We start from the raw sequence: 20,990 nt of genomic DNA, 5'->3' as shown, positions 1-20,990 counted from the left end.
ACTTTACTTGTACTCGATGATGGTAGGGGTGAGGTGCTTGGCTCGAGTTCTCCGCCAGGTGAGTATGCCTTGCAGGTTCGGGAATTTGGAGATCACGAGAAGAGCCGAAAGCTTGATTGCATGGGACCAAGAGAAGTCTCCACGCCTGAAGCTCCGTAGGCACTTTAGAAAAGAAGCCAAGTAGAGGAGCGGAGCAGTCAGCATCAATGGGGTCCATATCAAGGACAATATCGGCCCGGTCAATGGGACCCAAGTGCTCCAGAACCAAACGCGCCGCCGCTCTGTCCTGAAATACCCGGGATGTAGATCGCCTACCTGTGCAAATCCGTGACCCGCCCGAACTGCACGTTTCCACCACTGTGAAAAGCTGTTCATGTCCGCATCGTGGTGCGTCATGTCTGCGTCAAGGCGGTAGAGACCCCAGCCCTTCGCAATGAGCCGCTGGCAGACCTCGTTGTCCTCAGCCGCAATAACATCTTCCCTATAGCCGCCCACAGACGTTATCGCAGAATACCTCACGAGCATGTCACCGCCACAGGCGTGCGTCGGACCGAGTGGCGTATTCCATTCCCAGTCGCACATGCGGTTATAGATGGAGGCATCTGGATGTATTTCGCGCCGCCTTCCACAAACAGCTCCAATCGCTGGAAATCTCGCAAGGTGGTCGATACCTCGTTTCAGCCATTCCGAGGACAGACTGCAGTCGCCATCCATGAATTGCACATAGGCAGGAGGGAGTGGATGCCTAGTAATCTCTGCCAAGCCCGCGTTTCGGGCTCGAGCAGCTGTAAACGGAATGTTGACATCTAAGTTGACGACAATGGCATTGTACCGTTTGGCAATGGCCACGCTGTCATCGGTTGATCCGGAATCCACGTAGATCAGCCGTCGAGCGGCAGTTTCAATCGACCCGAAGGTGGCGTCCAGTCTTTTTCCTTCATTGCGCCCAATGACGACGATATCCACCACTGGCAATAACGTTGGTTGCGGTCGAGAAGATTTTAACATAGAGGGGGATGGAGTCTGGTAGGAAGCGCCACACCTATTTAAGGATGGTCTGCACAACACCCGCCGAGACGGTTGCTGATGCGCAGTTATTCAGATAACAGGAATTTCTGCGCTTTGCACGGTGTTTGAAGGTCGATTTCGACCGCATTCGCGGCCCTTTGGCCGTGTGCAGGCGCAACCATCCCTGGACCCTGCTTAAAGGCCGCTTGCGCGCCATCCACAGATTGCTCAGCGCAAACAGCGTCACCAATTTGGCCGTGTTCTTGGCCAGCCCCCGGTACTTGACCTTGACGTACCCAAACTGGCGCTTGATGACCCGAAACGGGTGCTCCACCTTGGCCCGAATGCTCGCCTTGGTCTTCTCAAGTTGCTCCAAGACAGCGCCCATCGGCCTGATCTTGTCCAGCACCCGGCGCTTGCCCGGCATCATGGCCACGTGCCAGCTCACATCGGGGTGCTCGGCCTGAACTTCTTCTCGCTTCTCAACACCCCGATAGCCCGAGTCGGCGAAGATGTCGGTTTCCTCGCCATGCAGCAGTGCGTGAGCCTGCGTGATGTCGTGCGCATTGGCCGCGGTGGTGGCCACACTGGGCACCAGGCCCGATTCGGCGTCAGCGCCAATGTGCGCTTTCATGCCGTGGTGCCACTGGTTGCCCTTCCTGGTCTGATGAATCTCCGGGTCGCGTGTGCCCGTGCTGTTCTTGGTGGAGCTGGGCGCTGCAATCAGCGTGGCGTCCACCACGGTCCCTTGCTTAAGCAACAAGCCCTTGGCGCTGAGCGTGGCGTTGACGGTGGCCAGGATTTGCAAGCCCAGGTCGTGGGCTTCGAGCAGGTGGCGAAACCGCAGGATGGTGCTCTCATCGGGCAGGTGGTCTTCGCCCACGTCCAGACCGGCGAACTCACGAAACATCGGCGTGTCGTACAGCGCCTCTTCCATTGCCGGATCGGACAGGTTGAACCACTGTTGCAAGAAGTGGATGCGCAGCATCGTCTGCGCGGGGAATGGCGGGCGTCCGCCCTTGGCGCCCGGTGCTGGCGCGTGCGGGGCAATCAACGAGACAAGCTCGGCCCATGGCACCACCAGGTTCATCTCGTCCAGGAACTCGCGCTTGCGCGTCCTCTTGGTCTTGCGCTCGAATCCGCTCTCGCTCATGCTCATTTGTTTCATGGCTTCAATACTGCACTTCCCGTGCCAGCGGGGAGGTTTTGCAGACGTTCCTTAATTGAAGATTTAGGTTGATTGAGCTTGTCCCACATGGCCTGGTGGACGCTGATGGGTGGGTAGAGGCCATGGATGGCGCACCGGCGACTATTGAGCAGGGCGGCAATCGCATCGAGCTGCTCCTGACAGTGGACCGACAGAGCCGGACCCTTGGCTAGCTGCTGGACGATTAGCCTGTTGGTGTTCTCGCAAGAGCCGTTCTGCCAAGGGCTGTGCGGGTTGCAGAAGTACACCATCAACCCAGTGTTGGCGGTTAGCGCGGCTTGGCGGGCCAGCTCCAGGCCCTGTCACTGTCTTGTGCATCGGTTCGACATTGCTGCGCAGCTTGGCCGTGCAGCCTTCCTGGAAAGTGGCGGCCGTCGTTTTGGCCAGCTTGATCAGCATCGTCACTCGAGAGCTGCGTTCGAGCGGCGCGCCCTCGGCTGAGCGGTTGCCTGGGCCCTTGATGAGATCGCCCTCCCAGTAACGGGGGAAGGCCCGTTCATTGGCCTTGGGTGGGCTCAGATGGATACTCGGGAGATCGGCCATCTGGTCCCTGCGATCTTTTCCTCGGCTGCGCGGCATGCGCTTGGCTTTGGCTCGCCGCAGGCAGGCGATTCGGTTACGGCGCAACTCGCCTTTGGGCATGGCGTAGATGGAGGTGTGGATGGTTTCTTGAAAGACGGTGCGCAGGGGTTCATCGGGCCACATACGTTGGAGAGCGCCCACTAGCTGCGAAGGCAACCAATCTTGTGCCAGAAAGTGCTGGACCACGCCAAGGAGCAAGGTGTCGGTGACCGGCTGGGCGCGCTTGCGACATTTGATGCGTTGGCGCCTGGTGCGCAGACCCGCAGCGAGGGCGTTACCTACCGGGGTGTTCCACTTCCGCTCGCACATGCAGTTGAAAATAGAGCGCTCCGGAAACCGTTCGCGACATTCATCGCGGACCACCGCATGGTGCAGATGGAATTTGAGGTGTTGAGGCGCTGCTTTCACCCGGTCCTCAACCACTTGGCAGTCGCCGTCCACAAACCGGACAAATCGAGTCTCTGGATGCTGGGCCAGAACGCGACGAAACCTCGTATTGCGCGCTCGCGCTACGGTGAAAGTTTGGGGCATGCTAAGCGGCAGCACATCCGCACTCATGGTGTTTTCCAGCTAGACGGAGCCATGAGTGGAGTCTGAGTCTAGGTAAACCGTGATGTCGCTCTTTTGGAGCATAGAGAAGAGGCGGGCGCTGAGTTCATCTACCTTGTTGCGATCGATTATCAGTGTGCCAGTTTCCGTCTCATTCATCGCAGATTCTGTCCCGAATTCGTGGTCGGCAGCGTGCCGGAATGCCGATGGCCACATGGTGAGCCGGCACGTCATGGACCACCACTGCGTTTGCTCCAATCACCGCATGGTCACCCACAACGACTGGGCCAAGTAGTTTGGCCCCGGCACCGATATCCACATGACCACCTACGACCGGTACGCCGCCTGATCCCACAGTTCCCAGGGTGACCTGCTGGAAAATCAGGCAATTTGGGCCGATACGGGCTTCAGGATGAATCACCACTCCATTCGGGTGAGGCAACAAGAGGCCGCCGCCGATGAGGCAGGTCAACGGAATGTCTGCGCCGCTTGTCACACTCCAGAAACCGTGCCTGACCACTGCCCACCACCTCAGCGGTAAGCACCAAGCCCCGGCCTTGCCCCATCGCTGGAAATCGCGCAAGCTGGCGAGCAGTCTTTTGCCTGGATTCCACTCGAAGAGGCACAATTGCTCCCTCGCCCAGTCAGGGTGTGTGGCACTGATCGTGGGAGCTGTTGGTGGCTGATGACTCATCTCAGGAAATGGGAAAACCTTGCCATCATGGCGAGTGTGCGGCGTTGGAGGCTATCTCCTTTGGAGCAAAACGGACAAGACAAATAGACTGAATGTCGATCTGTTCACGCTTGACCTCCTGCGCATTGCATTACCATCGCTGTTGTAGGTACAAATTGTGACACAGCACCTGCAGCCTGCCGCAGTTTCCAATCGGGCCTTCGTCTTTCTGATGACCAGTCATCACTCTGCGACACTCAAAACGGAGCCGAATGCCTTGGCTACACCGGTTGCCACAACATCTGCCTTGGGGATTCATATATGAGATACGCCGCACAGTTTTTTCTGTTCTTGTCGCTGGTTTTGCTGGGTACCACAGCCTCGGCCCAGACGGCGTCCCCTTACAAGCTGCGTCACGGCGATGCTCTGACGGTTTCCGTCTGGCGAGAAGACGCCTTGCGCATGGAGGTGCGTGTCCTGCCCGACGGCAGTATCACGTTTCCCTTGGCAGGTCGGGTGGAGGTGGCTGGCTTGACCACGCCACAGGCCGAAGAGCGCATTGCGGACAAGATCAAGGCTTACATCCGTGAAGCTGTCGTCACCGTTGCCGTCACCGGCATCGATGGCAGCCGGGTGTATGTGCTGGGCAAGGTGGCCACACCGGGTCCGGTCACGCTCATGTCCCCATCGACCACAGTTTTGCAAGTGCTCAGTCAAGCCGGTGGCCTGGACCGTTTTGCTGACGGCAATGCCATCCGGATTTTGCGTCAGACCAGTTCGGGTTCAACGGTGTTGCAGGTCCGCTACGACGATCTCATTCGGGGCAATTCGCTGGACACGAATGCTGTCCTTATGCCGGGTGACACCATTCTGGTGCCTTGACAATGAAGAACACCTCCACGCTGCAATGCTTGGGTATCACGGCATGCCTCACTTTGGGGAGCGCGCATGCTCAGCCGTCGGTAAGCGTGGCGTCCGGCATTGAGCGCATCGAGAATCCGTCACTGGCCAGCGTCAGTCCGGGCGGTACCACGGTGTTGCGTATAGCACCTGACTACACTCTCGAAACACTGGGTGATCGCTACCGATCCAGGCTGTCGTTGGGTGCGGTGCTTGAGCGATCCAGCAACACCGCGCTCGTCCCCAGCCGCAACTTTCCCAGCCTCGGTTACACCTGGGCCTACGGCTGGCCAACGGCGGGCGTCGAATTGCGCACCAATCTGGCGGAATCGGCCACGCGCAACAGCCAACTTTTGGATCTTGGACGAATCACGGTCGACAGCCGTGAACGCTCGGTTGTGGCAGGGGCTCGCTGGAACCAGGAGCTGACGGAACGCACGCGGCTGACCATGGATGTTGCCAGCACCCGCGTGAGCTACGACTCGATTTTGCTTCAGGGCTATCGCGAGTTGGTTGTTTCCAGCCAGCTCTCGTGGGAGGCCACTGACCGGATGGCGTACTTTCTTGAGCCAACCTACAGGCGACTAACTCCCTTGAGTGCGGGCGAAGAGTCGACACAAATCCGCTGGCTTGCGGGCACACGAGGTGATTTGTCGCCAGAATGGTCGCTCGCGGCCTTTGCGGGACAGGCGCGGACCAAGGGTTCGCAGACGGCCACGGGCACCCTGAGCGGATTGCAGCTGACCTACGCTGGCAGCCGCCTGTCCTCTGGAGTCGAATGGTCGAGGGACGTTGCCGCGACCGGTACGGCGTCTGGTTACATCAGGACCGAAGCCCTGGGACTGCGTTTGGCCTACCAGGTCGCCGAGGGCGCCACCCTGTCCGCAACCGTGACGAACAGCCGATCTGAGGGAGTTGCGGGTGGTCGGGGTCGTGTGTCCGGGCTGAGCCTTGACAACGTGTTGGGCGCCCGTTGGTCATCGACGTTGGGCATTGAAGACCGCTGGTCCCGAGGCTCCTCCGGGTCTTCTGCCAGAGGTTGGTCGGTTCGGGCGGGCTTGATCTACGCCTATCCTGGGCGCTGAAGGCTTGATCTATGTTCGGTGACTACCAGCTCAGCTTCCACGACTATTTGTCCATACTGCGCCGACGCGCATTGGCGATGATCCTAATATTTGGCGCGGTCTTGACCGCGTCTGTCGTGTTCGCGTTTATCTCGCCCAAGGTCTACGAATCCACAGCGACCATTCTGGTGGAAGGCCCTCAGGTTCAAGTGGCTGTGGCTGATGGAGCCATCCAGCGTCGCCCCGAAGACCGCGTGAACCTCATCCGCCAGAGGTTGATGACGCGGGAGAACTTGATCCGCATTTCTGATGAGCATCAGCTCTTTCCAAGGGTTGGTGGAGGGGGTGGACTCTCCGATACCGATGTGGTCAACGCCATGCGCAGCAGCATCTCGGTGGCGGTGATTGGTGGACAGGGAGAGCCCTGGGCGCCAAGAGCGTCCTCTCTTTCTTTCAATCTGGGGTTTCAACACGGTGATCCGGACAAGGTTTTGGCCGTGACGCGCGAGCTGGCAGACCTCTTCCTGGCCAGCAACCGGCAGGATCGCGTGGATCAGGCTTCCCGCACAACGGAGTTCCTCAGCGTCGAAGCCGAGCGCGTCAGAAAAGAGTTGGAGTCGCTTGAGGGAAAGATAGCGACCTTCAAATCACAACAGGCCGGTGGATTGCCCGAAAACACAGGGATCGCGCTTGGAGGACTCCAAGCCATGCAAGCTGACCTGCGGAATGTGGAAAGGGATCGTCGTTTGGCGTCCAGTGAACTCAGCGCACTTGAGGTGGACTTGGCCGCTGCGAAGAGAGGAGTGATGGCGCCGGGTTCTGTCACCTCGCTGGGCCCGAGTCAGACCGAACAGGAGCTGGAACGCGCTCGTGCCGAACTGGCGGGGTTGCGCGCTGTGTACTCGGAGAGCCATCCGGACGTTCGTTCCCTGGTCCGCCGGATTCAGAGCCTGGAACAGGCAGTCATCAACGAGCCCCGGGTGCAGACGCCTGCGAGGGCAGCGGTAAGAGATCAGGCTGATCTCGCCGCTTCTAGGCTGGAAGCCCAGGTGGAAGCAGCCAGATCCAGGGTGGGCCTGCTGACCAGCCAGGAGGCGAGCTTGAGGGCCAGCATCTCGCAGATGCGTGTGCAAGCGGTCAGGGCTCCCCAGCTGGAGAAGCAATTGGCTGCACTTGAGCGCGACTATGAGGCCGCTCAGACCAAGTATGAGGAATTGCGAAACCAGCTGTTGTCAGCCCAGGTTGTCGAGAACCTGGAGGGGGGTGAGCAGGCCGAGCGGTTTACTTTGCTGGAGCCACCGTTGATGCCGGAGTATCCGATCAAGCCTAGCCGCAAGAAGATCGTCGCCGCCGGTTTTGCCGCGGCGGTCGCTTCAGCGCTGGCTTTTGCCATGATGTTAGAGATGCTGTTTGCCCGAGTCTGGGGTGCCAATGCCTTGTCGGCGGCGGTCAATCAGAAGCCACTGGCGGTCATTCAGTACATTTCTACCAAAGCCGAGCTCCAGGCCAGTGAGGGCTTTCGCAGACGCGCAATCTGGATGGTACTGGCGAGCGGACTGCTGTTGCTTCTAGCCATTCACCTATGGGTGGCACCCCTTCAGGATGTTTTGAATTCTGTTACCACCCGCCAGGGCTAAGGGCCGTCCATGGAACGCATCAAGCAGGCCATAGAGAAGGCCAGAACCCGTCCTGAGGGACATCTCGTCGCAGAGAGGCAAGTTCGTGCAGGGGCTTCCAGGCCCTCTCCATTGCTCGAACATGATTCGTCCACCCCTGTTGAAGCACCTAAAGTTCAATATCTTCAAACGCTCACGGTAAATCTGGACGAAGAGCACCTTGAAAGCCAGCGCATTGTTGCGCACCAGAAATTACACCCCGCATCATGGGCCTTCGACCTGCTTAGAACCCAGGTTCTTCAAAAAATGGACGAGAATGGATGGCGGGTCTTGGCCATCACTTCACCTTCTATGGCGTCCGGCAAGACCGTTGTGGCGATCAACCTGGCGATTGGCATTGCACAGCTGGCAGATCGAACCTCCCTGCTGGTCGATCTGGATTTGCGCCGGCCCAGGGTGGCCAGCGTGCTGGGTTTGCGTGGTGCCCCTTCGTTGAACGAAGTTTTGACGGGTGACACTCCCGTTCATGAAGCTTTGGTCAACCCAGGCATTCCCCGCTTTGTTGTTCTGCCGACCCAAAGATCTGTTGCAAACTCTGCTGAGTTGCTTGGATCAAGCAGGACCGCAGCGCTTTTGAGCGAGTTTCGTGAGCGCTATTCTGACCGCATCGTGATCATCGATCTGCCTCCCGTACTGGCAGCTGACGACGTATTAGCCGTACTGCCACGTGTCGACTGCGTCTTGATGGTGGTAGGCAATGGCGTGTCTACGCAGAAAGAGATCGAGGAATCTATGACAAGGCTTTCCAGAAGCCATGTTCTGGGCGTGGTCCTTAACAAGGACGATGCGCCCAGTGGCCACGAGTATTACTAAACATCGTGCTGCGATGTCCTCGCGCCATGCGGTGCGACTGCGTTCGCAAGTCCAGGTCAGCCGCATGCGCCTCTTCATGCCTCCTAGCCGGCCTGACTTCAATGGAACCTGAAAGCCGTGCCTGAGCATTTACGTGCACTTGTGATGGTGCTCGCGTTAGGCAGTGTAGTCTGGCTGCTGGCTCGCCCCGCGATCACCAAAGTCGTCTCACTAGAGACATTTGCGCGCTGGCGTGCACTTTGGTACGTCACCACCCTTACTTGGTTCTTGTCACCGAATTTTTGGGTCTACGTGGGCATCATGACTGTGGTGCTCATCAGGGTTAGCCGGCGTGAAACCCAAATCTTTGGGCTGTACTTGCTGCTGTTGGTCGTTGCCCCTGCTTCGTCCACTCAAATACCGGGATTTGGCCTCATCAATTATTTCTTCGAAATAAATCACTACCGCTTCCTCGCACTGGTCTTATTGCTGCCCTACGCATGGCAACTCTCAAAACGCCCTGAAACCATCAGGTTCTTTCGATCGCCAGTGGATGGGTTTGTTGTGGGCTACCTGGTTCTCAACTCATTGCTTGCTTTTCGTTTCGGTAATTTCACCAGCGATGCGCGATCGGCACTGATGATGTGGATCGATTTTTTTCTACCCTATTACGTGGCCAGTCGAAGCATTCGCGATGCTGAGGGATTCCGACATGCGCTTGTCGGCCTGCTGCTGGGTGGGGTGCTTCTTTCCGTGATGGCGGTTGTCGAGGTTCTGCGCAGCTGGAAACTCTACGACGCTTCCGCCACGGCATTGGGATTGAATCCTTTTGGTATCTACAAATTGAGAGGTGGCTTTATTCGGCCAAGCGTGACAGTGATCGAATCTATTGTTCTGGGCTATACGATTGTCGTCGCTACCGGGGCATACCTATACCTTCAGAGTCTGGTAGACAAAAAAGCCTGGCGATTGGTCGGTTGGGTAGTGCTGGCGACAGGCATACTGGCCTCGCTGTCGCGCGGACCCTGGGTGGGAGCAGGGATCTTGTTCGTAGTGTTCGTTCTTACCAGCCCTCGACCACTCAAGAGGCTGACTCAGACTGTACTTGTTTCCAGCTGCGCCTTTTTGGTAATGTCCATGACGCCTTCGGGACAAAAAATCATCGACCTGCTACCGCTAGTTGGCTCAGCGGAACAAGGCAACGTTGATTACCGAGCTGATCTTTTGACTGTTTCCCGTCCGGTCATCGAGCGAAATTTGCTTTTTGGCTCAACCGACTTCTGGGATGCACCAGAACTCCAGGTGATGCGGCAAGGCGAAGGCATCATTGATATTGTCAACAGCTATCTCGGCGTTGCTTTGCAGGCGGGTATTGTGGGACTGTTTCTCTACACCGGCATGTTTGTTGGAGCCTTGGTGGTTCTCATGCGTGGTATGCGTTGGGCCCGTCGAGCTGAAAATTCCGATGCCTTATTGCTAGGGCGTGCGTTGTTTGCATCTGTTGTCACTGTGATGTTAATGATATTTACGCTCAGCAGTATTTTGCTTGTTCCGACAACTTATTTCGCCCTGTTGGGTATTTGTTGCGCGTACGCTTTGTGGATGCAACCCCAACGCCGCCCGGATTTATGGGCTGCACGGGTATGACTTCCGATCCTGAAAAAGAGGCTTCAGATGACCCAGCGGTTCAGAGCTTTGGAGGGCGGGCCAGGTCTGGGACGGCCTGGATTGTTTTGGCTTTTGGGCTTGGGCAGGTCCTGCGTTTGGGTGCCAATGTGGTGTTGGCCGCGCTCCTTTTCGAAGAGGCATTTGCCTTGATGGCCATTGTTTCTGCCGTGATGATGGGGCTGGCCATGTTCTCGGACATTGGACTCCAAACCAATGTTGTTCAGCATCCCCGTGGGGACGAGCCAGATTTTCTGAATACCGCCTGGACGTTGCAGGTAATACGAGGAATTTGTTTATTTTCTGTTGCATTGATATTGGCTTGGCCGCTCGCTCAAATATATGGTGCCAATGATCCTAAGGCGTATGAACTTCTGTACTTGATTCCTATCGTGGCATTGACTTCTTTGATTGATGGGTTCAAGTCTGCGAAGCTGATGACAGCTGCGAGGCACTTGAACATCAAGGAGGTGATACAGATCGATTTTATCGCTGGCATTTTCAATGCACTTGTGATAGTTGGTTTGGCCTGGTATCTGAGGTCAGTCTATGCGCTGGCGATTGCAGCCGTGTTGTCCACTGCTCTTTCCGCATCCCTGAGCTACTGGATGCTCAACGGGCCTCGCTCACAGTTGCGATGGGAGGCTGAGGCAATCAGAGCCATCATCTCCTTCGGCAAATGGATATTCATCAGCACGGTGATTACATTTCTGGCTCTTCAGATTGATCGCCTCGCGCTGGCGGGCACGTTCCCGCTCGCTGAAGTCGGCGTTTATGCCATCGCAGCCAGCCTCGCAGCGATTATTCCTGCGCTGGTGGGCAAGGTTCAGGGAAGTGTGCTGTTCGCTTGGTATTCGCGCATGCTTCAGCAAGGGATGCCGTTACCAGTTGCATTTGCGCGCACCCATATGGCAGCGCTGGTCCTATCAAGTTATCTCTGTGCTTTGCTGGTCAGCGGAGCTTCAAGCTTTTTCGCTCTTGCGTATGACGATCGCTATTCGATGGGTGGTGTGCTGTTGCCGATGCTTGCAATAGGCGCGTGGTTCAGTTGCCTGGAGACCATGTACGGCGCTGCCTTTATTGCGTCCGGACGTTCCAAATGGGTTGCGATCACGAGTGCCGTCAAGGTGGGGAGCTACGCGTTGATGCTGATCCCGCTGTTTCTTTTCAAGCTCGACATCGCGACTGCTGCCATGTTTTTCGCTGCTAGCGAAGTCGTCAGAATCTTTTGCTGTCAGTACCTCGGACGAACGCTTGGTCTGAGAAATGCTCGGGTAGAAGGTGGTATGTTGACCTTTTTCCTGATCGTTTCTCTGACCGGATGGTGGATGGCAGCCCATGCACCCTTTGTTTCAGAAATCAAGCCGTTTTGGCGGCTTGCCGTTTTAGGACTTTTTACAACGGGGTTGTTCTTGCCCTTATTTCTGCGTTTTGTGATTCCGCTCATCAGACCCAGGTGAGTTAGGTCAACACCTGAACGTCTGTATACTGGGTGTGATTGGGTCTTGAGTCCGTCCTGCAAATATCAACCAAACAGTTCAGCACGTCCCAAGATTCGGAACGAATGCTGGTTCCTGCCTCAGTGAAACGATGACAGCTTGACCCGAGAAATCGGCGCAAGCACTCACCAAAGGTTTCCTCAAGGAACCTGCTACACCACTGGATTAGATCCCTGTCGCCATTTTTGTCGACCCCACCAACCATGGTAGCGACCGAATGCCAGCACTTGGCCCTCGATCCAGTTGTAGGTTCGAGCGAACACAATGCCTACTGCCACCGCGGTGAATAGTGCAGTCCAAGGCCTCGGCTCGTGAAATAGTCGGGTTACGACTGACTGAACCTGATAATGGCTGAGGTACATAAACATCGACGCCCCAGCAATCTCACCGACCACTCTTTTCACTGAGACTGGAACCGATATTTCCGGCCAGAACAGCAAGAGGGCGCAACCACTCCATATATAACAGGAAGCTGCTGTAAAGCCATGGTGGAGCAGCACAACAGTCGCAACGATTGCCATCACCATCAAGCGAATCGGCAAATTTCGCAACGACGCGCTGGCTATGAGCATTCCACAAGCCACTGTCCACAAATACCAGATGGGTGTGCGATGGTAGATATAGTTGGTGTCCCAAACCCACTCAACCAAGGAGCTTAGTGCCATCGAAAGGACGATCAGGACGGTTGCGCTGATGAGGGGGCTTTTTTGAAATCTGTTCCGAATTGACCGGAAGGAGAGCAGTCCTGCAATTATCAGCAACAGTTGCATGTATATTTCTGCGAAGTAGAAATATACAACATGATATTGATGAGGATCAAAATAGTTTGAGATCAGCAACAGTGGCTTTAGCTCAGTTTCATGGGCCCAAAGCTGCATAGCCACCACCATCAGTACAGTCGGAATGGCGATTCGCAACACAGTACCAAAGATCGTTTTCACCTTTCCAGTACGACTGATTTCGGGCCACTGGAATCGCATAAGGCTGTAGCCCGCCAACATGAACAGGAAATATGCTGCACCCCAGGTTTTGCTATAGACAAAAGTGTCGAGATGCAGCGCCACGATACAAATCATGAAGAATGCGCGCGTCAGCGTTGCAGATTCCAGTCTCAGGAATGGTTTCCCAGAAGCGGGGGAGATCATGCTCTGCAATTGCGCGACTGTGAGTGACTCCCATCTGCTAGGCAACGGACCAAATCGTTGCTCAAATCCCATTGAAAACTGGATGTAGCCAAGCGAGTCACCTCCGAGAGCCTCGAAGCTTGCATCTGCGTCAATGTTTTGGCCTGGGAAAAAATGCTGGAAGAAACCCATCACATCCCCAGCCATTGGATCAACCGAGTGGCCACCCTCGGGACCTCTATCAACAGCCTCGTTCTCACGAACAAACTCTTCTGTCAGAATCCGACGCAGTGGTTTGCCGGTCGCAGTCTGTGGAATCGACGGCATTACCTTGGCGTGCAAGGCATCACCAACGTCGAGACCCAGCTTTTTCAGGGCCTGGCCCGAAGCTTTCTTGAGCTGAGCCAAGTCAAGGTCCTGCGATTCCGCCACCACCAGAACGCCTTCCCCGCGAAGCTTGTCGGGCACCTTGGTCACGACCAACTTTTCGCTTCGCTTCAGAAGCTTGCTGATCTGCGCCTCAAGCAGGTCTGGGTTGATCTTCACGCCGCCGCTGTTGATCTGATCGTCGGCTCTACCGTCAAAATAGAGGTGGCTACCGTTCATATGGCCCAGATCACTGGTCAGAAGCCAACCATCGGGCTCACATAGCGGCTGCTGATGATTCCCCTCAATGCGCCACTTCGCAACGTGAGGTCCTCGAACTCGGATGCGCCCGTCTGGCGATATGCCCACCTCTGTCTTGCCGACAGCGCAGCCCACTGATTCGAGCAATTCGTCCGGAGCGTCTGAGATCCTGAGGAATGTGCTGCGCGACGCTTCTGTGAGGCCGTAATGCTGCACGATTCTCGCGTTCGGAAACATTTCACGGATTCCGCGCTTCTCCGCAGCTGACATGTATTGGGAGCCGATCTCCATCCAGCGAAGCTTTTGGCCTGCCTCTCCAATCACCTCGGGACGCCGAAGCAGAATCCGCAGGAGCGTGGGCACAGCAGAAAGGGAGTTGACTTCACCAGCCCCGAGCATGCGGGACAATTCAAGGGGGTCAAAGCCGCGCGAAGGCAAGTAAGACCAGCCACCGACTGCGCTGATCACGCGTATTCGGGCCATACCAAAGCTGTGTGTGACCGGAACGCCAACGTACTCGCGCACATCAGCTGTCAGGTCCATCTCGCTGATGATTCGCTCTGCGGCGTCGGCGAGATTCGCGTAGCTGAGGATGATGCCCTTGGGTTTGCCTTCCGTGCCCGAGGTGTAGGTCACCTGCGCAGGTAGATCGTCATGAATCAATGCGTGCCGTTCGGTGAACCAGCCGCCTCCATCCTCAGGGACGATGCACCTCTCAATCTTGAGGCCAGCGGGCTCCTTGGCGGCCGCCTCATCTGGAAAGCTGACCAGAGGTTGGCGTTCTTTGTTGAGAGCAAAAACATGCCTCACAAAGGACAGAGAGTTGCGCCGAATCAGACCTGTTGCGTGCAGCGTGGAATCTTGCATCGTGAGCACCTGGAGTTCATATAGGCTCGTCCCTCAACCTAGAGCCTCGGCAGCATAGCACTAGCGATCTGGAAATAGTGAAGGCATCCAAATTTGCCAATAGGAGCAACATGCGGTATTGCACAGTATTTGGGCTGCCGTCGGGTTAGGTCACTTTCGTATCCGACGGAGCATACTTGAACGCTTTATTCCCAAACGAGTGTGCGCCCACCGCAGTTTGACGGTTCGTGCAGTCGTTCACGGCTCCAGGCGCGGCCTTTGGCAAAGCGGTTGACCTCCTTGTTGCCCGGGGGCGACCAAGGAGGACGGTCTGCCGGGCGCTGGGCGTAGCGCGCTCGCATGTGCATGAGCTGCTTCGCCGTAGCGAGGACTGGCGCGATGGTCGCAAGGGACGTACGCCGTCGGGTGACGCACAGCTGCTCGCACAGATCCGTGAGCAGATCACCGATCTGCCCAGCTACGGGTAACGACGCGCCTGCGCCCTGGTCAACCGCCAGCGCAGCACACGACGCGACGCGCGGGTCAATCCCAAGCGTGTCTACCGCGTGATGGCCCGGGCAGGGTTGCTTTGACCCTGTCCCAGGATTTCGTACTGTTCAGTTACAGAGAGGACCGGCATGATGAACGCCCCGAGTGGGCAGGAGCATGTCGTGAAGAAGAGCAAGTTCACCGAGGAGCAAATCGCCTTTGCTCTCAAGCAAGCCGAGCTGGGTACCCGTGTTGAGGAGGTCTGTCGCAAGATGGGCATCAGCGATGCGACGTTTTACGTGTGGAAGAGGCGCTATGGCGGCGTCGGTCCATCCGAACTGCGCCGATTGCGCCAGCTCGAAGAAGAGAACCGCAAGCTCAAGCAGATCGTGGCCGACCTGAGCCTGGACAAGGCCATGCTGCAGGCGGTGGTCGCAAAAAAGCTTTGAGACCCTCCCAGCGACGCGAGTTGGTACCCGAACTCATGCAGAGATTCGGTTGCAGCCAGCGCCAGGCGCTGCGGGTGGTGCGCATGTCGGCTTCGACCTATCTTTACGTCTCTCAACGCAGGGACGAGAGCGCACTGAAGTCGCGCATCAAGGAGATCACCGACACGCGCGTGCACTATGGCTTCCGCCGGGTACACGTGATGCTGCGCCGGGAGGGCCACATGGACAACGTCAAACGGGTGTATCGCCTCTACCGAGAGGAAGGCCTGTCGCTGCGCCTGAAGCGCCCCCGGCGCAACAAGGCCGCGCAACTCAGGCAACCCAAGCAGCTTGCACACGCGATCAACGATATCTGGAGCATGGACTTCGTGGCCGATGCCCTGTTCGATGGCGCAAGTTACGCATGCTCACGGTGGTCGATCTGTTCACGCGCGAGTGTCTGGCAATCGACGTCGGTCAGAGCCTCAAAGGCGAGGACGTCGTTCGTGTGCTCACGGCCATCAGCCATGAGCGCGGTCTACCACGCACGATCAAGTCCGACAACGGCAGCGAGTTCATCTCCAAGGTGATGGACAAGTGGGCGTATGAGCGCCGCGTCGAACTCGACTTCAGCCGACCCGGTAAGCCAACCGATAACGCCAACGTGGAAAGCTTCAATGGCAGGCTGCGTCAGGGGTGCCTCAATGCCACCTGGTTCCTGTCGCTCGACGATGCCCGGGGCAAGATCGAGGCATGGCGGCAGTACTACAACGAGAGTCGACCCCACTCAGCGCTAGACTGGGCGACCCCCGCCGAATTCGCCCGCCGTTGCAGGCAGCTGCCTGCAACGGCGATCTCAGAGGAGCCGGAAATCTCTACTTCCGAGCGGTACTGAATCGGGTACAGGGTCATGCAGCTCGCGTAGCTGCGCCAGGTGCGACACGCTCATGCCCGCGTACTGGCTCTTCCACTTGTAGTACGTGGGATCGTTGCCGTGCTTCCTGTACGTCTCATCGACCTTGGCACCGAGCTCGACCTCTTTGAGGATCGCCACGATCTGGCATTCACTGAATCTTGATTTCTTCATGTAGAGACTCCATCGGTTGGAATTCTCTACTCCCGACTGGTACAGGTTTTCGAGGTGGCTTCAATTGCTGTTGCTAAACTTCGCTGAGTTGCAAACATTCTTTCTGGTTCCAACTCTTTGATGGGGAATGCCGCAGGATGATGACCAAAGTATGTCTGAGGGCTTTCCAGGGTGTCTGTGGAGACCAGGAGGTGCCCATCGTGTTTGGGTCGGAATACCCAACCTTTGAGCTTGAGCTACTCAAAGACGTGGTTCATGTTGTGCGCATAGCTGGGGGTTCACGTTTTGGGTAAGACTAAGATCAACGATGCATGTATGGAGCCTATCGGACGGTTTTATTGTGTCGATGCATTGCGCGGCATTGCGGCGTTGATGATTGTGGTGTTTCACTATCACCACTTTTACCTGGCTGACGCCTATGACAGGGCAGCCATGCCCCCCGTTGATGCATTCCCTTACGCCGGCCTCCTGGCGCCCCTGTATGGTCCTTTTGCCGCCAAAGCTGTTGAATTATTTTGGCTCATCTCTGGCTTCGTCTTTGCGCATGTCTATCTGCCGCGCCAATCTAGCGCCTGGGCATTTGGCGTTGCTCGCTTCGCTCGCCTGTACCCCCTGCACTTTGCCACGTTGATCTACGTGGCGGTATTGCAGGCGATCAGTCTGCATTCTGTGGGTCATTGGCAGGTTTACGGTAACAACGACCTCAGGCACTTTGGACTTCAGTTGCTCATGTCGTCCAACTGGACCAGTTTGTCACGAGGCCTGAGTTTCAATGGGCCAATCTGGTCAGTTTCATTGGAAATGGTCGTCTATGCCATGTTCTTCTTGTCGCTGTTCATCATGAGACGGGGGGCCATAGGCGTGTCGCTGTTTCTTTGCGCTGCCTGTTGGATCTGGGTGGCGCTCGAGCCGGTGGCGCTCCCCCTGGTCCAGACAGGTGTTTTCGTCTGTGCCGGGTATTTCTTCCTGGGTTGCTTGCTCTACGCGCTGCGCCCTGACGCAGGCTTGGCGCGCGCGGCAACATTGACCATCCTCAGCTCATGCGCTGCTTTGGTTGGTCTGTTGGCAGGTTTCGAAGAGGTAACGATCGCTGGAATTGCCGTGGCAATGGTATCCATTGCTGCTGGGGCAGACCGGGTCGCCCCAGCATGGGGGGTACGCCTCAGCGCGCTGGGCGATATCAGCTACAGCGTCTACCTCGTGCATGTCCCACTTCAGATGACAGCGCTTCTGGTTGCAGATCTTGCCTTTGATGGATCTCGCGAGTTTGCCAACAGCTACCTGACGTTGCCGATCTACTTCATCGTATCGGTGGTGACAGCCTTTGCTGCGCACCGCTGGTTGGAGCGGCCAGCTGGTCAAGCCATCAGGGCGTTCTTGCTGCGCAGAGGGGCCTGATTGCTGATGTTCGACCTCAGTCCAAGCCAGTGGACTGGCCAAATGTGTTGAACTGATGCTCGTTGCTTGGCGTTGGGCAGAGGATGCGGCATGTTGCCCCACGCAAAACTCAGCTGCTGCGATCAGTCGAGAAAATTGACTGCAACTTATCGCGAACTCGAAAGATCAGCCTGGCCAACTTTGGCGGCATCCAGTCTCTCAGGTACTCATCGCTTCGGAACCGTCTGGCCAGAGCATGTGTCGAGCTGCTATCCTCTGGGCGCGCGTAGTACATCGTGCTGTGGCTCGGCACTTCTTTGTAAATGTTTCGCGAGCTGGTGTAGTAATACAGGGCAATGGAGCGTCTCTTGACGCCCTCTGGCGTTGCCAGCGGATCAGGGTGCCCATGAAAGCTGTCGGCGTCGGTGCTGAAAACAACACAGCGGTTCAGAAGTGGAAACACCTTCGAATGACAAGCCGTCATTTTCCGATCCCAAATTTCCAGTGCTCCTCCCCACTCCTCTTGCCAACCTGGGTTGAGATAGATCAGCAGATTCAGACGTCTCTCAAGATGCAACTTGTTGTTGATGCGAAAGTCGGCATGCACACCCAGCAAGCCACCATGGCTGATCTCATGAAAGCCGCCTCCCTCGAAGTAAGGATCGGGAATCAAGCCTTCGATACCGGTGAGTCCTTCCAGAAACTGAAGGACAGGACTCGAGTTTAGAAAGGCGAAAAGCGCCTGCGCATCTTGATTGCAGTCGTAGGGAAGGATCTGGCGCTTGTGGTGGCCGCCGTAGTCGATATCGAACACTCGGTCTGACTTCAGCGGCTCGGCAGGGAAGTTGTCTAGCGCCTGCTGGAGTAGTGCCTGCGGCAATAGTCCGTCTAGCACGATGTGGGGAAAGGGTTGCGCCGACTGGTATTCCTGCGCCAGCATCGCACCCGTGGCCCGGGCCTCTACGGGGTCCATGCCCAGAACGCCGTCGTTGTTGACTGGAAGCGTGAGATCAAAGCGGTTCATAGGTTCAAAACTCCTAGGATTTGACGACCTTGTTCAAATTCGGTCGCAAAGTGCCATGCTCCGTAGATGCCCAGCCACGCGAGGTGGCCACATATCAGCTTTCGATATTCGCGCGGCGCTGATAGCAAGGTAGCGAAGGGCTGTAATTTATACGCACAGTACACACGTGCACAGTGCTGTTCAGCCACACGTCCGTCGCCAATGGCATTTTCGGTTTGGTTGTGTTGAACGCTTGAACCCGGGCACTGGCGTAGCCGCTGACCAGTATGCGAGGCGAGCGGATGGAATCAGACGTGTGTGCGCAATCCTGGCGGAGAGGGCGGGATTCGAACCCGCGGTGGGGATAAACCCACACACGCTTTCCAGGCGTGCGACTTAAACCGCTCATCCACCTCTCCGCGAAGCCACTGATTGTATCAGGCGGCATAAGTCGTTTCTGACCTGGAGGCAGCGGCTCAGCTGTCTGCCTGAGAGCTGTCGTTGCGAGTCGGGCGCCAGGCGTGTTGCTGCAGTTCCACCAGGGTCACGTGCTGCAGGGCGGCTTCGTGGGTGGCGTCGAGCACCACGGGCGGCGCCACGCCAGCGTGAAGCGCCTCACGCCAGCGCTGTACGCACAGGCACCAGCGGTCTCCTGGGCGCAAGCCAGCGAAGCGCCACTGAGGGCGCGGCGTGACGAGGTCGTTGCCGCGGTCGGTGGAGTAGGCCAGGAACTCTGCCGTGACCCTGGCGCAGACCACATGGGTGCCCACGTCGCTCTCGTCGGTGCGGCAGCAGCCGTCCCGAAAAAAACCCGTGAGCGGGTCGTAGGAGCAAGCCTGAAGCGGCCCGCCCAGTACGTTTCGCGCGTCGGTGGTCATGCGTTGGACCTTATGCCTTGGCCTGAGTTTTGCCCACAAGGGTCATGGCGGTCCCGATCAGGGCCGAGAGCTCGGACATGTTGCCGGGCACGATCAGTGTGGTGGTGGCGTCGGCCGCGACCTTGCCGTAGGCATCGACCGCGCGCTCAGCTACCTTGAGCTGCACCGCCTGCTCGCCGCCTGGCTCGTTGATCGCGGACGCGACCTTGCGAATGGCGTCTGCCGTGGCTTCGGCCACCGAGATGATGGCGGCAGCTTCACCCTGAGCCATGTTGATCTGCGACTGCTTTTCGCCCTCGGAGCGGGCAATGAACGCCTCGCGCTCGCCAGTGGCGATGTTGATCTGCTCCTGGCGACGACCTTCAGAGGCGGCAATCAGGGCGCGCTTTTCGCGCTCGGCCGTGATCTGGGCCTGCATCGCCCGCAGGATCTCGGCAGGTGGGGTGAGGTCTTTGATTTCGTAGCGCAGCACTTTCACGCCCCAGTTGAGCGCAGCTTCGTCGATCGCAGCGACGATCTGGGCGTTGATCATGTCGCGCTCTTCAAACGTCTTGTCGAGCTCAAGCTTGCCGATCACCGAACGCAGCGAGGTCTGCGCCAGCTGGGTCACGGCCATGATGTAGTTCGATGAGCCGTAGCTGGCCCGCATGGGATCGGTGACCTGGAAGTAGAGGATGCCGTCCACCTGCAGCTGCGTGTTGTCGCGGGTGATGCAGACCTGGCTGGGCACATCCAGAGGAATTTCCTTCAGGCTGTGTTTGTAGGCTACCTTGTCAACAAAGGGCACCAGGAAGTTCAGGCCCGGCGCCAGCGAAGACTGGTATTTGCCCAGCCGTTCGACCACCCAGGCGTTCTGTTGGGGCACGATCTTGATGGAGCGGCTGACAAAGATGACCGCGATGATGAACAAAAGGACAGCGATTTCCATGGCGATTTTCTCGTGAGGGGAGGGATGGGGAAAGGGTCAGCGGCCAGCGACTCAGACTTTTTCAACCAGCAGGCGGCTGCCTACCAGCTCGACCACGCGGTAGCTGCCGGGCACGGGCGCGTTGCCGGGACGCTGAATGACGCTCCAGGATGCACCTCGGTACTTAACTTGCGCTGTGCCGTCAGGCAGCCACTCGTCGATCTGGATGATCTCGCCGACGTCGAGGTTGACGCTGCGCTGTGAGCGCGCCGAGGGGTCGCCTGGGCGGCGCTTCTTGATCTGGTACCACATTGCGACCGAGCCCAGCCCGACGACCGACGCGGTCACCAGCTGTGTGACCAGGGAAACGCCGAGATGGGCGGCGAGCGCGGCAGCCGCCGCGCCGAGTGCCAGCATCAGCAGGTAAAAGGTGCCGCTGACCAGCTCCAGTGCCACCAGGGCGCCAGCCAGCAGCCACCACATTGTCGAATCGGCCATTTGAGCTCCAGAAATCATCGTGGCCGGGGTCTCGGCCACCACCCATTCTGCGTCAAATGCACAACCGCCTCGGGACGGGCTGCTGGTTTTCCGTACACTCGTAAGCCGATT

15 protein-coding genes, 1 tRNA gene and 3 pseudogenes are annotated in these 20,990 nt (G+C 57.4%); 9 read left to right on the top strand and 10 right to left on the bottom strand.

Annotated features, from left to right (window positions below; all coding sequences use genetic code 11):
• Nucleotides 1–3 precede the first annotated feature (3 nt).
• The 3 genes and pseudogenes from QUV25_RS13815 to QUV25_RS13805 all read right to left on the bottom strand — a co-directional run bounded on the left by QUV25_RS13815 (nucleotide 4) and on the right by QUV25_RS13805 (nucleotide 3,355).
• Nucleotides 4–1,008: a glycosyltransferase gene (locus QUV25_RS13815; protein ID WP_300864782.1), complete on the bottom strand. Its 1,005-nt coding sequence runs from the start codon at nucleotides 1,006–1,008 to the stop codon at nucleotides 4–6.
• Nucleotides 1,009–1,210: 202 nt separating this feature from the next.
• Nucleotides 1,211–2,176 (bottom strand): annotated as a pseudogene (locus tag QUV25_RS13810) (IS5 family transposase); the annotation flags it as partial.
• A 141-nt stretch (nucleotides 2,177–2,317) separates the two neighbouring features.
• Nucleotides 2,318–3,355 carry an IS30 family transposase gene (locus QUV25_RS13805; RefSeq protein WP_300864781.1) on the bottom strand — a complete coding sequence of 346 codons (1,038 nt, stop codon included), beginning with the start codon at nucleotides 3,353–3,355 and terminating at the stop codon, nucleotides 2,318–2,320.
• Between the two features lie 985 nt (nucleotides 3,356–4,340).
• Here QUV25_RS13805 and QUV25_RS13795 point away from each other — a divergent pair.
• From QUV25_RS13795 to QUV25_RS13770, 6 genes are all read left to right on the top strand, one after another.
• Nucleotides 4,341–4,901, top strand: a complete 561-nt coding sequence (locus QUV25_RS13795) for a polysaccharide biosynthesis/export family protein (RefSeq protein ID WP_300864779.1) — start codon at nucleotides 4,341–4,343, stop codon at nucleotides 4,899–4,901.
• 2 nt (nucleotides 4,902–4,903) lie between these two features.
• Nucleotides 4,904–6,004 (top strand): hypothetical protein, encoded by a 1,101-nt coding sequence (locus tag QUV25_RS13790; protein ID WP_300864778.1) that lies wholly within the window; start codon nucleotides 4,904–4,906, stop codon nucleotides 6,002–6,004.
• Between the two features lie 11 nt (nucleotides 6,005–6,015).
• The gene (locus QUV25_RS13785; RefSeq protein ID WP_300864777.1) at nucleotides 6,016–7,620 is read left to right on the top strand and encodes a Wzz/FepE/Etk N-terminal domain-containing protein; all 1,605 of its coding nucleotides are present in this window, start codon (nucleotides 6,016–6,018) and stop codon (nucleotides 7,618–7,620) included.
• 9 nt (nucleotides 7,621–7,629) lie between these two features.
• Nucleotides 7,630–8,472 (top strand): CpsD/CapB family tyrosine-protein kinase, encoded by an 843-nt coding sequence (locus QUV25_RS13780; RefSeq protein WP_300864776.1) that lies wholly within the window; start codon nucleotides 7,630–7,632, stop codon nucleotides 8,470–8,472.
• A gap of 117 nt (nucleotides 8,473–8,589) precedes the next feature.
• Entirely contained in the window at nucleotides 8,590–10,098 is a 1,509-nt protein-coding gene (locus QUV25_RS13775) for an O-antigen ligase (protein ID WP_300864775.1), read from the top strand.
• On the top strand, nucleotides 10,095–11,576 hold the full coding sequence (locus tag QUV25_RS13770; RefSeq protein WP_300864773.1) for an oligosaccharide flippase family protein: 1,482 nt from the start codon (nucleotides 10,095–10,097) through the stop codon (nucleotides 11,574–11,576). Before QUV25_RS13775 ends, QUV25_RS13770 begins: the two co-directional genes overlap by 4 nt.
• A 191-nt stretch (nucleotides 11,577–11,767) precedes the next feature.
• On the opposite strand, the gene QUV25_RS13765 is transcribed toward QUV25_RS13770, so the two are convergent.
• Nucleotides 11,768–14,233, bottom strand: coding sequence for an AMP-binding protein (locus QUV25_RS13765; protein WP_300864772.1), 2,466 nt, complete (start codon nucleotides 14,231–14,233; stop codon nucleotides 11,768–11,770).
• Nucleotides 14,234–14,511: 278 nt separating this feature from the next.
• Between QUV25_RS13765 and QUV25_RS13760 the strand changes: the two are divergent.
• Both QUV25_RS13760 and QUV25_RS13755 read left to right on the top strand, forming a co-directional pair.
• Nucleotides 14,512–14,802, top strand: a pseudogene (locus QUV25_RS13760) (IS3 family transposase); the annotation flags it as partial.
• 81 nt (nucleotides 14,803–14,883) lie between these two features.
• Nucleotides 14,884–16,024, top strand: a pseudogene (locus QUV25_RS13755) (IS3 family transposase).
• Here QUV25_RS13755 and QUV25_RS13750 read toward each other — a convergent pair.
• Nucleotides 15,986–16,216 carry a transposase gene (locus QUV25_RS13750; protein ID WP_300864771.1) on the bottom strand — a complete coding sequence of 77 codons (231 nt, stop codon included), beginning with the start codon at nucleotides 16,214–16,216 and terminating at the stop codon, nucleotides 15,986–15,988. The pseudogene QUV25_RS13755 and the gene QUV25_RS13750 overlap by 39 nt on opposite strands.
• 315 nt (nucleotides 16,217–16,531) lie before the next feature.
• Between QUV25_RS13750 and QUV25_RS13745 the strand changes: the two genes are divergently transcribed.
• Nucleotides 16,532–17,614 (top strand): acyltransferase, encoded by a 1,083-nt coding sequence (locus QUV25_RS13745; protein ID WP_300864770.1) that lies wholly within the window; start codon nucleotides 16,532–16,534, stop codon nucleotides 17,612–17,614.
• Nucleotides 17,615–17,723: 109 nt separating this feature from the next.
• On the opposite strand, the gene QUV25_RS13740 is transcribed toward QUV25_RS13745, so the two are convergent.
• The 5 genes from QUV25_RS13740 to QUV25_RS13720 form a co-directional block, all read right to left on the bottom strand.
• Nucleotides 17,724–18,617: a 2OG-Fe(II) oxygenase gene (locus tag QUV25_RS13740; protein ID WP_300864768.1), complete on the bottom strand. Its 894-nt coding sequence runs from the start codon at nucleotides 18,615–18,617 to the stop codon at nucleotides 17,724–17,726.
• A gap of 308 nt (nucleotides 18,618–18,925) precedes the next feature.
• A tRNA-Ser gene (locus QUV25_RS13735) sits at nucleotides 18,926–19,015 on the bottom strand.
• A 57-nt stretch (nucleotides 19,016–19,072) separates the two neighbouring features.
• Nucleotides 19,073–19,474 carry a DUF2237 domain-containing protein gene (locus QUV25_RS13730; RefSeq protein ID WP_300864767.1) on the bottom strand — a complete coding sequence of 134 codons (402 nt, stop codon included), beginning with the start codon at nucleotides 19,472–19,474 and terminating at the stop codon, nucleotides 19,073–19,075.
• A 10-nt stretch (nucleotides 19,475–19,484) separates the two neighbouring features.
• On the bottom strand, nucleotides 19,485–20,402 hold the full coding sequence (locus QUV25_RS13725; RefSeq protein WP_300864765.1) for a stomatin-like protein: 918 nt from the start codon (nucleotides 20,400–20,402) through the stop codon (nucleotides 19,485–19,487).
• A 51-nt stretch (nucleotides 20,403–20,453) separates the two neighbouring features.
• Nucleotides 20,454–20,879 carry an NfeD family protein gene (locus QUV25_RS13720; RefSeq protein ID WP_300864764.1) on the bottom strand — a complete coding sequence of 142 codons (426 nt, stop codon included), beginning with the start codon at nucleotides 20,877–20,879 and terminating at the stop codon, nucleotides 20,454–20,456.
• Nucleotides 20,880–20,990: the final 111 nt, after the last annotated feature.

Origin of the sequence: Hydrogenophaga sp. (assembly GCF_030373245.1) — a bacterium.
Lineage (GTDB): Bacteria > Pseudomonadota > Gammaproteobacteria > Burkholderiales > Burkholderiaceae_C > Hydrogenophaga.
This window is presented reverse-complemented; position numbering and strand designations above follow the sequence as displayed.

Coding starts and splice junctions, on each gene's coding strand:
- QUV25_RS13815 (WP_300864782.1), bottom strand. CDS start 1,008: ATGTTAAAATCTTCTCGACCGCAACCAACGTTATTGCCAGTGGTGGAT.
- QUV25_RS13805 (WP_300864781.1), bottom strand. CDS start 3,355: ATGAGTGCGGATGTGCTGCCGCTTAGCATGCCCCAAACTTTCACCGTA.
- QUV25_RS13795 (WP_300864779.1), top strand. CDS start 4,341: ATGAGATACGCCGCACAGTTTTTTCTGTTCTTGTCGCTGGTTTTGCTG.
- QUV25_RS13790 (WP_300864778.1), top strand. CDS start 4,904: ATGAAGAACACCTCCACGCTGCAATGCTTGGGTATCACGGCATGCCTC.
- QUV25_RS13785 (WP_300864777.1), top strand. CDS start 6,016: ATGTTCGGTGACTACCAGCTCAGCTTCCACGACTATTTGTCCATACTG.
- QUV25_RS13780 (WP_300864776.1), top strand. CDS start 7,630: ATGGAACGCATCAAGCAGGCCATAGAGAAGGCCAGAACCCGTCCTGAG.
- QUV25_RS13770 (WP_300864773.1), top strand. CDS start 10,095: ATGACTTCCGATCCTGAAAAAGAGGCTTCAGATGACCCAGCGGTTCAG.
- QUV25_RS13765 (WP_300864772.1), bottom strand. CDS start 14,233: ATGCAAGATTCCACGCTGCACGCAACAGGTCTGATTCGGCGCAACTCT.
- QUV25_RS13750 (WP_300864771.1), bottom strand. CDS start 16,216: ATGAAGAAATCAAGATTCAGTGAATGCCAGATCGTGGCGATCCTCAAA.
- QUV25_RS13745 (WP_300864770.1), top strand. CDS start 16,532: ATGGAGCCTATCGGACGGTTTTATTGTGTCGATGCATTGCGCGGCATT.
- QUV25_RS13740 (WP_300864768.1), bottom strand. CDS start 18,617: ATGAACCGCTTTGATCTCACGCTTCCAGTCAACAACGACGGCGTTCTG.
- QUV25_RS13730 (WP_300864767.1), bottom strand. CDS start 19,474: ATGACCACCGACGCGCGAAACGTACTGGGCGGGCCGCTTCAGGCTTGC.
- QUV25_RS13725 (WP_300864765.1), bottom strand. CDS start 20,402: ATGGAAATCGCTGTCCTTTTGTTCATCATCGCGGTCATCTTTGTCAGC.
- QUV25_RS13720 (WP_300864764.1), bottom strand. CDS start 20,879: ATGGCCGATTCGACAATGTGGTGGCTGCTGGCTGGCGCCCTGGTGGCA.